The sequence below is a fragment of the Methylobacillus methanolivorans genome, assembly GCF_044751345.1.
GTDB lineage: Bacteria > Pseudomonadota > Gammaproteobacteria > Burkholderiales > Methylophilaceae > Methylobacillus > Methylobacillus methanolivorans.
In genome coordinates this window covers 1,858,216-1,871,239 of record NZ_JBIWXY010000001.1, presented here as the reverse complement: position 1 = coordinate 1,871,239, position 13,024 = coordinate 1,858,216, and the positions used below count along the sequence as shown (strand labels likewise).

At 52.6% G+C, this 13,024-nt stretch carries 13 protein-coding genes; 9 read left to right on the top strand and 4 right to left on the bottom strand.

All coding sequences use genetic code 11. The features are described from left to right. Position 1: 1 nt before the first annotated feature. The 3 genes from ACIKP9_RS08850 to soxZ are packed head-to-tail and all read left to right on the top strand — an operon-like array spanning position 2 to position 2,172. Complete coding sequence (locus ACIKP9_RS08850) at positions 2 to 1,429, top strand: M48 family metalloprotease (protein WP_400881530.1); 1,428 nt, start codon at positions 2 to 4, stop codon at positions 1,427 to 1,429. A gap of 44 nt (positions 1,430 to 1,473) precedes the next feature. After that, entirely contained in the window at positions 1,474 to 1,848 is a 375-nt protein-coding gene (locus ACIKP9_RS08845; protein ID WP_400881528.1) for a thiosulfate oxidation carrier protein SoxY, read from the top strand. Between the two features lie 3 nt (positions 1,849 to 1,851). After that, positions 1,852 to 2,172 (top strand): thiosulfate oxidation carrier complex protein SoxZ, encoded by a 321-nt coding sequence (gene soxZ / locus ACIKP9_RS08840; RefSeq protein WP_400881526.1) that lies wholly within the window; start codon positions 1,852 to 1,854, stop codon positions 2,170 to 2,172. A gap of 2 nt (positions 2,173 to 2,174) precedes the next feature. Here the strand turns inward: soxZ and ACIKP9_RS08835 are convergent, their stop codons facing one another. The 3 genes from ACIKP9_RS08835 to ACIKP9_RS08825 all read right to left on the bottom strand — a co-directional run bounded on the left by ACIKP9_RS08835 (position 2,175) and on the right by ACIKP9_RS08825 (position 4,954). Beyond that, a complete protein-coding gene (locus ACIKP9_RS08835) occupies positions 2,175 to 3,248 on the bottom strand; it encodes an NAD(P)-dependent alcohol dehydrogenase (RefSeq protein WP_400881524.1) in 1,074 nt (357 codons plus the stop codon). 92 nt (positions 3,249 to 3,340) lie between these two features. Then, positions 3,341 to 4,318, bottom strand: a complete 978-nt coding sequence (locus tag ACIKP9_RS08830) for a hypothetical protein (RefSeq protein WP_400881522.1) — start codon at positions 4,316 to 4,318, stop codon at positions 3,341 to 3,343. 12 nt (positions 4,319 to 4,330) lie between these two features. Beyond that, a complete protein-coding gene (locus ACIKP9_RS08825; RefSeq protein ID WP_400881520.1) occupies positions 4,331 to 4,954 on the bottom strand; it encodes an HdaA/DnaA family protein in 624 nt (207 codons plus the stop codon). A 148-nt stretch (positions 4,955 to 5,102) separates the two neighbouring features. Here ACIKP9_RS08825 and purM point away from each other — a divergent pair, with 148 nt between their 5' ends. The 6 genes from purM to azu all read left to right on the top strand — a co-directional run bounded on the left by purM (position 5,103) and on the right by azu (position 11,260). After that, positions 5,103 to 6,143 (top strand): phosphoribosylformylglycinamidine cyclo-ligase, encoded by a 1,041-nt coding sequence (gene purM, locus ACIKP9_RS08820; protein WP_400881518.1) that lies wholly within the window; start codon positions 5,103 to 5,105, stop codon positions 6,141 to 6,143. Positions 6,144 to 6,247: 104 nt separating this feature from the next. Further along, positions 6,248 to 6,943 carry a DUF3108 domain-containing protein gene (locus ACIKP9_RS08815; RefSeq protein WP_400881516.1) on the top strand — a complete coding sequence of 232 codons (696 nt, stop codon included), beginning with the start codon at positions 6,248 to 6,250 and terminating at the stop codon, positions 6,941 to 6,943. A gap of 19 nt (positions 6,944 to 6,962) precedes the next feature. After that, on the top strand, positions 6,963 to 8,024 hold the full coding sequence (locus tag ACIKP9_RS08810; RefSeq protein WP_400881514.1) for a DUF3108 domain-containing protein: 1,062 nt from the start codon (positions 6,963 to 6,965) through the stop codon (positions 8,022 to 8,024). A 4-nt stretch (positions 8,025 to 8,028) separates the two neighbouring features. Then, positions 8,029 to 9,279, top strand: a complete 1,251-nt coding sequence (locus ACIKP9_RS08805) for an RsmB/NOP family class I SAM-dependent RNA methyltransferase (RefSeq protein WP_400881512.1) — start codon at positions 8,029 to 8,031, stop codon at positions 9,277 to 9,279. 9 nt (positions 9,280 to 9,288) lie between these two features. After that, positions 9,289 to 10,548, top strand: a complete 1,260-nt coding sequence (locus ACIKP9_RS08800) for a dicarboxylate/amino acid:cation symporter (RefSeq protein WP_400881510.1) — start codon at positions 9,289 to 9,291, stop codon at positions 10,546 to 10,548. Between the two features lie 259 nt (positions 10,549 to 10,807). Further along, positions 10,808 to 11,260, top strand: a complete 453-nt coding sequence (azu, locus tag ACIKP9_RS08795) for an azurin (protein WP_400881508.1) — start codon at positions 10,808 to 10,810, stop codon at positions 11,258 to 11,260. A gap of 140 nt (positions 11,261 to 11,400) precedes the next feature. Here azu and ACIKP9_RS08790 read toward each other — a convergent pair whose 3' ends face one another. Then, a complete protein-coding gene (locus ACIKP9_RS08790; RefSeq protein WP_400881506.1) occupies positions 11,401 to 12,816 on the bottom strand; it encodes a putative porin in 1,416 nt (471 codons plus the stop codon). Between the last annotated feature and the right edge of the window lie 208 nt (positions 12,817 to 13,024).

Here is a 13,024-nt window from a genome sequence, read left to right as displayed (position 1 = left end):
AATGATGAAAGCGCTTTATCCAATCGTATTCCTTGCTTGTGTCGCCCCTGTTGTCCTGGCCGATGGTTTGCCGGAGCTGGGTGATTACTCTGCAACCGTCATGTCGCCACTTGATGAGCAGCGCATCGCTGATGAAATCATGCGGGATGTGTATGCCAGCAGCCAAGTGTTGGAGGACCCCGAGATCAATGATTATATTGATGATTTAGGACACAGGCTTGCTGCCAACGGGCCAGATAAATATCAGCGCTTCAACTTTTTCGTGGTCAAGGATAACAGTATCAATGCGTTTGCCATGCCCGGCGGCGTTATTGGTGTACATACTGGCTTGTTGCTGGCCGCGAAGAATGAGTCAGAAGTGGCTGGGGTATTGGGGCACGAGATCGGCCACGTGGTTCAGCGCCATCTGGCACGGATGCTGGCCAAGCAAAAGAACGATTCCGTCATCAGCATGGCGACTATGGCCTTGGCCCTGCTCGCAGCGCGTAGCAACCCGCAATTGACGGGAGGTGCGCTGACTACTGCCATGGCTGGATCCATACAGAAGCAGATCGACTACACGCGTGAACATGAGCGCGAGGCCGACCGCGTGGGCTTGCAGATCATGGCCGACGCTGGGTTTGACACTCGGGGGATGCCATCCTTCTTTGAAACGTTGCAAAAAGGCACTCGTTTTTCCGAGGGCAGTGCGCCGGCATTTCTGCGAACACACCCGCTGACGGTAGAGCGGATTGCAGATGTGCGTAATCGCGTCGAGCAAGGCAGCTTCCGTGCTATACAGGAAAACCCGAATTTTTATTTCGTCAAAGCCAAGCTGCTGGCCAATATTGGCACTGCGGACAGCGCCATCAATATTTTCCGTATCAACCTGCAAGAAAAGCGTTATGCCAATGAGGCTGCAGAACATTACGGCATTGCACTGGCAATGTTGCGCAAGAATGATCTTGCCGGTGCAAATACTGAGGTGGCGTGGTTACGCAAAAATGCCATTGCCAACGCCATGATAGAAACCGTGGCTACCCAGGTTGCCGTGGCAGGCCAAGCCCCGGCAGTCGCCGAGCAGCGTTATCTTGAGGCCTTGCGCAGTTATCCCGATCATCGCGCCTTGATTTATGCCTATGCCGAGCACTTGCTTGGCTCCAGGCAGGCAGACAAGTTGTTACGCTTGATCGCAGATAAGCAAGATCAATTTCCTGATGACCCTTACTTTTATGAGTTAAAGGCACGCGTCTACAGCATGCAGGGCAAAACTCTGCTGCTGCATCAAGCGCAAGGCGAGGCTTACGCCAGGCGTTATAACCTGCGTGGCGCGATGGAGCAAATGGACCTGGCGGCCAAGGCCACTGATGGTGATTTTTATGAAAAATCCATCGTTGAGGCACGCCTTAACCAGTTGCGGCAGCAGCTTGATGACAAGAGGCCCAATTGAAATTGGTGACAAAACCCAGTCGGCGATCATTGCTCAGGTGGCTGGTGGCAACTGTGCTGGTGCCATGGCATGCAGTAGCGTCCAATCGGGATGCCTTGCAGCAGGCGCTGCCGCTAGATCAAGCCTCGAATGACCCAGTGGGAGACATTGAGATGATCGTGCCTGCATGCACAGAGGGTGGTGCGAGCATCAAGGTGGAAATCATGAGTCGCGTCCCGGGCACGGAAGCGATCGCCTTGTTTGCCGAGAAGAGTGATGTCCCATTATTGGCCAATTTCACGCTCAGTCATGGGGCACAGCCCTATATCATGACCCGCATCAGGCTGGCGCAAAGCCAATCGGTTGAAGTGGTCGTGAAGGCAAACGGGCAGTATTACAAGGCCAGTCGTTACATCACAGTTCTCGATCAAAAGGGGTAGCAGATGGTGCCTGAAGTAAACAAGATGACGATGCAGGCCAGGTTACAGCAAGGGGTAGCTGAGTTAACGCTGGCGTTATTCCACCCCATGGAGAATGGTGGCAGGCTGGATGCCTCCGCCCAGCGTATAGCTGCGCATTTCATTCAATGGGTGCAGGTCAGCCACAATGGGCAGCAGGTGCTGGAGGCGCAATGGGGCACAGGCATTGCCAGTGATCCAGAATTGGTGTTTTACCTGGCGAATGCGAAAGCGGGCGATACAGTGAGTGTGCAATGGCATGACAACAAGGGCTATAGCGGCCATCATGCCATGACACTCTCATAGTATTAAGGCGTGATTGCTACCTTCATGACGCCATCGCGCTGGTTAGCAAAGAGGTCATACGCGTCCTCAATCTCGCTAAGCTTGAAGCGATGGGTGACCAGCTTGCTCAAGTCGGCGCGGCCAGAGCCAACGGCATCCATCAACCTGCGCATACGCTCCTTGCCGCCGGGGCAAAGCGTGGACACGATGGTGAAATCTCCCAGGCCGGCGCCGAATGCACTCAGTGGCAGCGTGAGGTCTGAAGAGTAGACGCCCAGGCTGGATAGGGTGCCGCCCGGACGTAGTACGCGCAAACAGGATTCAAAGGTTTGCTGTACGCCCAAGGCTTCAATCGCGACATCCACGCCGCGTCCATCGGTCAGTTTCAGGATTTCCTGTACCGGGTCATGGGTCTTGAAATTGACGACATGATCTGCGCCCAGGGCGCGGGCAATGCTCAGGCGCTCGGGAATCGAATCCACGCCAATAATCTTTGTGGCACCCAGCAGCTTCGCGCCTGCAATGGCTGAGAGGCCAATGGGGCCAAGGGCAAACACGACTACCGTATCGCCGATCTTGATATTGCCGCGTTCTGCACCAGAGAAGCCAGTCGACATAATGTCTGGACACATCAAGACTTGTTCGTCGCTGAGGTGGTCGGGAATTACGCTCAAGTTGGCTATGGCATCCGGTACACGCAGGTATTCCGCCTGGCTGCCATCAATGGTGTTGCCGAATTTCCAGCCGCCGGCCACTTTGAAGCCGTGCGGAGTATCCGGGCCGTCCTGGGCACCGATGCCGCATAGGCAGGCATTGGAGTATCCGCTTGGGGTAATGGCACCTGCGATCACTCGTTGGCCAACCTTGAATCCATGGACTTCCGAGCCTAGTTTTTCAATGATGCCTACCGGCTCATGGCCGACAGTCAGGCCTGTTGCTACCGGATATTCACCCTTGAGGATGTGCACATCCGTGCCACAGATGGTGGTGGTCGTGATGCGGATCAAGGCATCTAGCGGGCCGATCTCCGGAATGGGTTTGTCGCGTAATTCTATTTTTCCGGGGGAGACGAAAACTGCAGCTTTCATGGTAGCCATGCAAATACTCCTGTTTTGACAAGGGTTATTAATATGGTACCAAACTTCCAGCCGGTGTGCCTTGCAGTTTGGTGAAGGTTTGTGAGCCCTTGTTATAAGCGCATCAAGTGCGTCAATAGGTTGCGCTGATTGGTGAAGGTGATGTCGTACATGCTAGTGAGGCCTTGCGCATGCTCGTCGGGCAGGTCGGCAACGCAAAGCAGGAATTGCGATTTCTGTAACCCCAGGCTTTTCTTGAGTAAACGGTATTTCTCGATGTAAGGCTTGTAATCTCCAGATTTACATTCAATGCAGATCGGTGTTTTTTCTTCAAGCAGCAAGAATACATCCAGCTCATAGACATCGGCGTTTGGCAGGGTGATCTTGGCGTTGCGTGCGCAGGAAAATGGCAGGTTGCGCTTGTCTGCAAATTCCAGTGCCTGCATCAGGGCATACCATTCCAGCCAGATGCCATTGAAGAATTGGCGAATGACGGGTGAGGGTTGCAAGATCAAGCGCAGGCTTTTCTCGCTTTTTTGTTGAACTAGCCGACTGAGGAAAGCGTAATCATGCAGTTGCTTGCAAAAGCGCGTGATACGGTTGATATCGTCGGGCTTGCGATTGTCCAGCTTGATCGTGGTGCCGTTGTAGTTTTCCTTGTAGGCATGGCAGATTTGCGCAATTAGCGGGCGCAAGGTGGCGTAATCCTCGGCAATGGCATTGGCGATCTCATCGAAGAAGCCTGTGGTATCCACCGCCTTGGGGTTGATCTCGACAGCGATTTTCTTGCGTTCAAACCATGTCAGGATGGGTTGGGATTGGCTGGGGCTGGAGAGCATTTCCGTGTTGGAAAAGTCGTGCGGAGTAGTGGCACTGGCTTCCGTGGTTGCAGCCTCTTCTGTTTGTTCAGCCTGCAAGCGTTTGACGGTGTTGTGCAGTGCAAAATACTTTTCCAGCAGCTTGCCTACAAAAAAACTGGTATCCCACACCTTGTTCTGGTGTTGGCACTTGGGGCAGGCGACATCATGTCCGATTAGGCTGTGATCTAGCTCCTCGATAAAGTTGCAGCGACTACAGCGTAAGATGGCCATGATAGGGTTGTCCTAGGGGTGGATGGAAGTTTGCAGTAATTGCTTCAGCAAAGGCAGCGTCACCGCGCGTTTGTCGGTGAGTGACCATTCGTCCAGAGCGTCAATGGTGGCGATCAAGCTGGGCATGTCGCGGCGCAGGTGGCGCAGGCAGTAGTCCAGCACCTCGTCGGGTAGCTTCATGCCGCGTGCATCGGCGTGGATTTTCAATGCCTGGTTTTTTTCTTCATCGCTCAATGGGTGTAGCTGGTAGCTCAGTCCCCACGCCAGTCGGGTAGCCAGGTCATCACGCAAGCCCATCTGCCCTGGGGCTGCAATGCCGCTGACCAGCAACCTGCCGCCGGATTCGCGTAACTGGTTGTAAAGGTCGAACAAGGCGATTTGGTCATCATCGGAGAGGGTGTGTACGTCATCGACGCAGATCATGTCTAGGCCAGCAGTGCTGGCAAGCGCGTTACAAGCCTGGATCAAGTGGCTTTTGCCACAACCAGTTTCTCCCCAGAGGTAGATGAAGCGTGCATCATCATGTTCAAGCACGGTGCGCTTGAGCTGGAACAGGGCTTCGGCATTGCGGCCGACCACGAAGTTATCCAGGCTGGGGGCCGCTGGGGGCTGGATGTCAAGAAGTAGTTGTTTCAATATGGTTCACTTGCGAGCTAAATATTGGCAGTGCCGTGCATGATGCATCGTGATCCTGCCGAGGTCTTTATTATCGTTTGCGGGCTATTATCAGGTAAAATTGCGCCCTAATTGTCTAAATTTATCCTGTGGAAAGCGAGAACTCAACTTGAATTCTGAAAAAACCTCGATTAGCTATCGCGATGCCGGTGTGGACATTGAGGCCGGGGACGCCCTGGTTGAGAGAATCAAGCCATTCGCAAAACGTACCATGCGCCCGGAAGTACTGGGTGGCATCGGTGGTTTCGGCTCCTTGTTTGAAGTGCCGAAAAAATTCAAGAACCCGGTATTGGTCTCTGGTACCGATGGTGTAGGCACCAAGCTCAAGCTGGCTTTCCAGCTTAACAAGCACGATACGGTGGGCATTGATCTGGTGGCCATGAGCGTTAATGACATCCTGGTACAGGGTGCAGAGCCTTTGTTCTTCCTCGATTACTTTGCCTGTGGCAAGCTGGATGTTGATACCGCGGCACAAGTGGTGCAGGGCATTGCTGCGGGTTGCGAGCAATCTGGCTGTGCGCTGGTAGGTGGTGAAACCGCTGAAATGCCTGGTATGTATCCAGATGGTGAGTATGATCTTGCAGGCTTTGTGGTTGGTGCGGCAGACAAGGATGCTTTGATTGATGGCTCTACCATCGCTGAAGGCGATGTAGTACTGGGCTTGGCGTCCAATGGTGCGCATTCCAATGGCTATTCGCTGGTGCGCAAGCTGCTTGATCTTTCTGGCGTAGACCTTGATAGCGATTTCTATGGTCGCCCATTTCGTGATGTGGTGATGGCCCCGACGCGTATTTACGTCAAGCCTCTCCTCAAGTTGCTGCAAAGCATCAAGGTCAAAGGTATGGCGCATATCACTGGCGGTGGCATTACTGAAAACGTGCCACGCGTGTTGCCAGAAGGCCTGACTGCCGAAGTGAGCCAAGGTAGCTGGGAAATGCCACCGCTGTTTTCCTGGTTGCAGGAGCAGGGTAATGTGACCGATCAGGAAATGTATCGCACATTCAACTGTGGTATCGGCATGGTTGTGATTGTGTCGGCACAAGATGCCGCTGCCGCCCAGGCCTTGCTGGCGGCAGAAGGTGAGAAAGTGTGGGAGATTGGACGTATCCGAGCACAGACGGCTGGTGAAGCGCCTACCGTGGTGGTGTAAAGAACTAAAGCAGGATTCTGTTGCCAACAGAGTGTTTGCTTGCACTTGATGAGTGCTGATTCAGGGCGATGCAATGCATCGCCCTTCATGTTCCAGGAGGCCCCATGTTCATATCCCGTATCCGTGTCCTGAGTCTATTGCTGCTATGTGTCAGCCATCTGGCACTGGCTGCGCCCAAGCAGGTGCAGCTGACCTATGAAGCCACGCGCAATGGCCAGCCCTTTGCCACCGTGAATGAAACGTATCGTCAAGAAGGTAATCGCTACCATATTGAAAGCGTGACCAAAGGCGTTGGTGTCTATGCCTTGTTTGGCGAGCGCAGGTTGACCAGTAGTGGCGAAGTGACGGCGCAGGGCTTGAAGCCGGAGCATTTTGAGTTGCACCAGGGCGATAACGAAAAGCGCTCGTTATATACCGATTTCGATTGGGCGAATAACCAGCTCAAGATGAAGGTGAAGGGCAAGCTCAATACCGTGTCGCTGGAGCCGGGCGCGCAGGATATCAGCAGCTTCATCTATCAATTCATGTTTGCAGCCCCTGCCGGTGCCGAGCTCAAATTGCCGGTGACCACAGGCAAGAAGCTGCGTACTTATCACTATCAGATCGATGCCAAGAGCGATGCCCTGGAGGTTGCTGCTGGTAAGTTCAAGGTGATGCATCTTAGTGAGGCTGTGGCTGATGAAGATGGCAAGGAGTTATGGCTGGCCGTGGAGCAGCATTACCTGCCAGTCAAGCTCATGATGGTGGATGACAAAGGTAGCAAGATAGAACAGGTGCTGACGAGTATTAATGTGGAGTAGTGTATTCAGCAATAAGTTATTGAAGCGTCTGCCTCTAGGGCTGGCGCTTGCACTATTGCTTTCCCTGTTGGTTCACTTGGTGATTCTGGGGAGTGAGTATTGGCACTTGCCCAGTCTGGATGTTGCCCAGTCTAATCACCAAGTGCAGCAAATACACTTGCAAGCCGCCCCGCTGGCTGAGTTACCCCCTGCGCCCAAGCCGCAGCCAGCGGCAAAGCCTAAACCCGCGGCGAAACAGGCACCGTCGCCAGCTAGCCAACCGTTGCCTGAGACGGCGGCGCAGGCGCCCATTGCAGAAGCTCAGCCCATGGATGAAATGCCTGCCGTGGATGTTGCGCCAGCGAATGAGCCGCAAGCTGATGAGCCAGCTATGCCGGTAGAAGATGCTGGGGTAGCCCAAGCACCTGAAACTGATGCGCATGAAATGCCCGCGTTCAGTTATATAGACACTGAATTCGTGGTGTTGCGTGGGGAAAATGGTAGCAAGATCGGGGTGACCAAGATCAGTTACCGCATGCAAGAGAATGGCCGGTATGAGCTGACCAGCACTACGGAAGCCAAGGGGCTTGCCGCATTGGTCGTGGCGGGAAAGTTGTTGCAGCAGAGCGAAGGCGTGGTGACTAGCGAAGGCTTGCAACCGCAGTTTTTCTCTTACCAATATGGCAAGGGGGAAAACAAGAAGCAGCAATCCAGGTTTGACTGGGAGCAGCATACGGTGACCCTGGAAACCGCCAAGGGTGTGAAGACTGTGGCATTGCCCGCAGACTCGCAGGATTTATTGAGCTTTATGTACCAGTTTATTTTCACACCACCGCTGGAGCAGCTGACGCTGCACATCAGCAATGGCAAAAAATTGAGCGAATATAGCTACAGTTTTGAAGGTGAGGAAACACTGAGTGCCGAGTTTGGCAGCGTGCGTACTTGGCATATTGCCCACGCAGGCCAGACGGGTCATGAGAAAACCGAATTATGGCTGGCGATAGATTATCACTACCTGCCGGTTAAAATGCGTAAGACAGAAGAGGATGGCAGCGTGATCGAACAGCTTGCCACCAGCATATCGACTGATTTATTGAAATGAGATTATGAACCAGAATATTCTGAGATCTACCAGTATTGCCCTTGCCGACGTATTGGGTAATCCCGGTCCGGCGGATGCCAAGTTGGGAAAATTTTTTCGTGAGCACCGCGAGTTTGGCAACAAGGAGCGCGGCTGGATTGCCGAGGCGGTGTATGGCGTGCTACGCCGAAGATCCTTTCTTGCCTACTTGGCTGGCAATGAAGATCCGCGGCGTTTGTTAGTGGCTTGGCTGGTGCGCGTGCAGGGCAATAGCTTACGTGAGCTGGATGAGTTGCTGAACCAGCAGCAAAAGGAATGGGCGCAAGAGATCAAGGCTAAGTCCACGGATGGCTTGAGCCCGGCAATACAAGCTGACTTGCCAGAGTGGTTATGGGAGCGCCTGGAGTCGCAATATGGTGCAGAAGAAGCATTGGCGATTGCGCGCAGCATGCATAAATCTGCCAGCCTTGATTTGCGTGTTAACCTGGTCAAGAGCAACCGTGATGAAGTGCTGGCCCGCTTCAATAGCGAAAAGGCCGGTGCTGAGGCTACGCCGTATTCCCCTACTGGCATTCGCTTGCCGCAGCGTATGTCCATCAATCGTCATCCTTTCTTTGTTGATGGCAAGATTGAGGTGCAGGATGAAGGTAGCCAGCTGCTGGCCTTGCTGGTTGCACCTAAGCGCGGTGAAATGATTGCCGATTTCTGTGCGGGTGCGGGCGGTAAATCACTAGCAATGGGCGCGCTGATGCGTAACACCGGCAGGTTGTATGCTTTTGATGTGTCAGAAAAACGCTTGCATAACCTGGGGCAGCGCCTCAAGCGTTCGGGCCTTTCCAACCTGCATAGCCAGGTGATCAGCAGTGAAAGCGATCCCAAACTCAAGCGCCTCAATGGCAAGTTCAATCGTGTGCTGGTGGATGCACCGTGTAGTGGTCTGGGGACCTTACGCCGTAATCCCGATCTCAAGTGGAAGCAGACGCCAAATGATATTACCGAGTTGACTGCCAAACAGACGGCTATCCTGACCCGCGCAGCAAAATTGGTGAAGGCAGGTGGCCGCTTGATCTATGCCACATGCAGCTTGCTAGCGGAAGAAAATGAGCAGGTGGCAGAGGCATTCTTGGCCGCACATCCACAGTTTAAGTTGGTGAATGCGGCAGAAATCCTTGCACAACAACAGGTTGAGCTGGATACTGGGACTTATCTGAAATTACTGCCGCACCAACATGAAACCGATGGTTTCTTCGCTGCGGTATTTGAACTCACCAATTAAGGATTCTGCATGAAGCTACCCAGCCTCAACACACAAATATTGCTCGGTGCATTATTGGGTGTAGGGTTGGGGTTCCTGCTGGCTAGCCTGGATGCAGGTTCGACAGCACAAGAAACTGGTTTATATATCAGCACCATGGCTGGGGGTGTCTTCATCGGCCTGCTCAAGATGGTGCTGGTGCCTTTGCTGTTTACATCCATCGTCGTTGGTGTCGCAAGCTTGCAGGCGCATCAGCAGATGCATCGGGTGTGGATTTCAACCTTGGTCTTCTTCAGTATTTCCATGGCGATTGCTGTGGCACTGGGATTGGTGGCGACCAATATCTTCAAGCCCGGCGCTGGCATGCACCTTAGTATGTTTGCTGATGCCATGGAGAATTTCCATAGTGAAAAGCTGACCGTTGGTGAGTTTTTCAGCAAATTCTTGTTGGGCCTGTTCCAGAACCCATTTGCTGCGCTGGCACAGAGCAATGTGCTTGCAGTGGTCATTTTTGCCTTGATCGTTGGCATTGCCATGGTGATTGGCGGCGAGCGCTACCGCCATTTACTCAATATCATGCAGGAAGCCTTTGACCTGGTGATGATGGTGGTCGGTTGGGTCATGCGCCTGGCGCCTATCGGCATCATGGCATTGCTCACCAAGCTGGTCGCTACGCAGGATGCCAGCCTGTTCGCAAGCATGGGCGAATTCATGCTCTTGGTCGTGGGCATTACCCTGGTGCATGGCGTCATTATCCTGCCAGGCATTCTCTACTTGGTTACGCGCGTCACGCCATGGCGATTCTGGAAAGGCGCACGTGATGCTCTGGTGACAGCATTTGCTACCAGCTCTAGTTCTGCCACCATGCCGGTGACTATGCGGTGTACCGAGCAGCAACTAGGTGTAAAGCGTGACATTGCGGGATTCGTTGTGCCGTTGGGGGCGACAATCAATATGGATGGCACTGCATTGTATGAAGCTTCTGCCGCATTATTCATCGCTAACCTAGCTGGGGTGGAACTTAACCTGGTTCAGCAACTCATAGTGTTTTTCATGGCCATGTTGGCGTCGCTAGGTGCTCCAGGTATTCCCAGTGCTGGCATGGTGACGATGGTGATGGTGTTGCAGTCAGTCGGTTTGCCAGCGGAGGCCATTGCTATTTTGCTGCCTATAGATCGCCTGCTGGATACCATACGTACGACGGTAAACGTCGAAGGTGACATGGTGGGCAGCTTGATTGTGCAGGAAATTGTCTCTACTTCTGACCATAAGCCTGTTGCAGGGGGATGATTTTGTATAGAATTGCCCGCTCTGTCATCCAAACCGGGATTGATACGTTATAACTAGCGTATCACTAAGATACTGGAAAAAATACTCGGTTTAATTGATAATGTTTCTCAGTTGTAAAAATCGAGAAACTGGCAATGCGCTCTGATGCAGCAACATCAAACAATGCGCAGCAAAAAAGCCAAACGCGGTAGTTGTTGAGTAGTAACAAAAGAGAAGTTCTATAACACAGGCAATAAGCCTATTTTAGATGAGGAAAGTCATGATGAAATCCAGCAAAATCGTCGCTCTGTTGTTCGCTTCACTGTTCTCTGGCTCCGTATTGGCAGCCGGTTGCTCGGTAGATGTCGAAGCTAACGACGCTATGCAATTCAACACCAAGAACATTGATATTGAAAAGAGCTGTAAAGAGTTCACAGTCAACCTGAAGCACACTGGTTCACTGCCAAAAAATGTCATGGGCCACAATCTGGTGATCACCAAGACCCCTGACTTCAAGGCTGTCATGAATGACGGTGTTGCTGCTGGTGAAGCTGGTAACTTTGTTAAGGCTGGTGATGCACGCGTGATTGCTCATACCAAGCTGATCGGCGGTGGTGAGAAGGACAGCGTTAAGGTTGACGTAAGCAAGCTGGCTGCTGGTGAGAAGTACACATTCTTCTGTTCCTTCCCTGGCCATGCCACTATGATGCGCGGTACTGTTACTGTTAAGTAATACAGTATCCCATCACAATCACCTGATGGGTGGTTAATTAAAAAGGCAGCTTTCGAGCTGCCTTTTTTGTTGCGTGATGGAAGTGGCTAGAAATGAAAAAGCAGCCCGTAGGCTGCCTGAGTGTTGTGCATTAAGTTGGACTAGAACCTGTAGGTGATATCCATCTGGTACAAGCTGAAACTGTCGAGATTGAGGGCGATATCGCTCTGCGATGCGGCAGCTGATAGTTTATCGTTCTTGCGGTTGGCGTGGCCGACAGCCAAGTTCACGACGACATTGTCACGCAGGAAGTATTCACCCTTGAGTACGATGCCCTTCATGTTGACTCGAGAGTCCATGAAGTCGGAGTCGACGGTATTGGGGTCAAGCGCGTAAATGCCCACATCTTGATACCACAATCTGCTGGACCAATCGCCACGTTTGGGTTGCTTGCCCTGTTGGCTAGAGAGTCCCACACCAAGTAACCAGGCCTTGTCGTCATGGCCTGCCGAGCGGATGACAGCACCTCTGGCGGCTGAACTGGCGGTGGCTGCTGCAACAGCCGCCTCGTATCGGTCCTTGCCATCAAGGTTGGTGACATAGTCGCTGAATGCCATCAGTTTCATGCTGTCATTAAGCTTGAACACAACTTCCGCGGGAATCTCGATGGTGCGGATATCGTTGGTTGCTGTCGTCGTTGTGCCCAGGCTTACACCTCGACCACTATCGCTGCCCAAACCGGGCACAAATGGCCCAGCACCTGGTGCATGGTCATTGGAGAACTTGGTGAAGGTGAGCGCCGCCTTGGCAGAAACACGCTCGTTAATATCAAATTTCGCTCCACCCTGAAATGCCATCAAATCATTCGTGACCCTGTCGTTGTTGATAATGGTGAAGTCTTGGCGGTCACCGATGTACTGTGATTGGGCAAAATTAGCAAACAGGTTTACCTTACCCCATTGGTACTCTACCTTCTCGACCAGGCCTTCAAAGGTCAAGTCACCATCCCATACCATAGGCGTCGTGTAGAGTGGATTGGCAACACGGCCTGCTTCTACCTTCAACCAGTCTGTGACCTTCCAGCCTAGCAGTGCGCGTTTGACGTAGACTGTTTCTTTGGTATTGGAACCGTTGGAACTGTTGGCAGCATTACCGAAAGTGGAGTTGTCGGAGCGACCATTAGCCCCCATGGATAACGCGATGTCAGAGTAGAAATCGCCAGCGTTGGTTTTGACACCCAGCACCAGCTTGTAACGGCCGCGCTCGCGATCTTCAGTGATGTTGGATGAATCCTCACCTCGACGGAATTCGTAGCGGGCGCGAATATCGCCATAGATCGTAGCATTGTCGATGGCGTCGGAAATCGTGACTTTGCCACCTGACTTGCTGCTCTTCTCCAGCACCTTGTCCTGAGCTGCCTTTTCGCTTTCGTGGCCCTTGCTCAGCAGCTTGCCTTCCTCTTCGGTCAATACACCTTTAGCGACCAGCGCATTGACAAGATCAGTCGTGGAGTCTGCCATCGCTGACATACTCGCCAATGCCATCGCGGTCATGGGTAACAAACGTAACAGTTTCATTTTTTCCTCATTGAAGTCTAGGGAGATGACGGCGTGTGTGCCATTCAATGAGGCGGGATTATTGGGAGGGAATGTGACAATTCGGTGTCACGTGATGGAAAAATGACTAGAAAAGGACTACTTTTACAGTGATTTACAATAAATGAAATTTCATTATTAATCAGTCTGATAGGGTATTAGGAGGTTGAAAATAAAAAAGGCGGCAGTA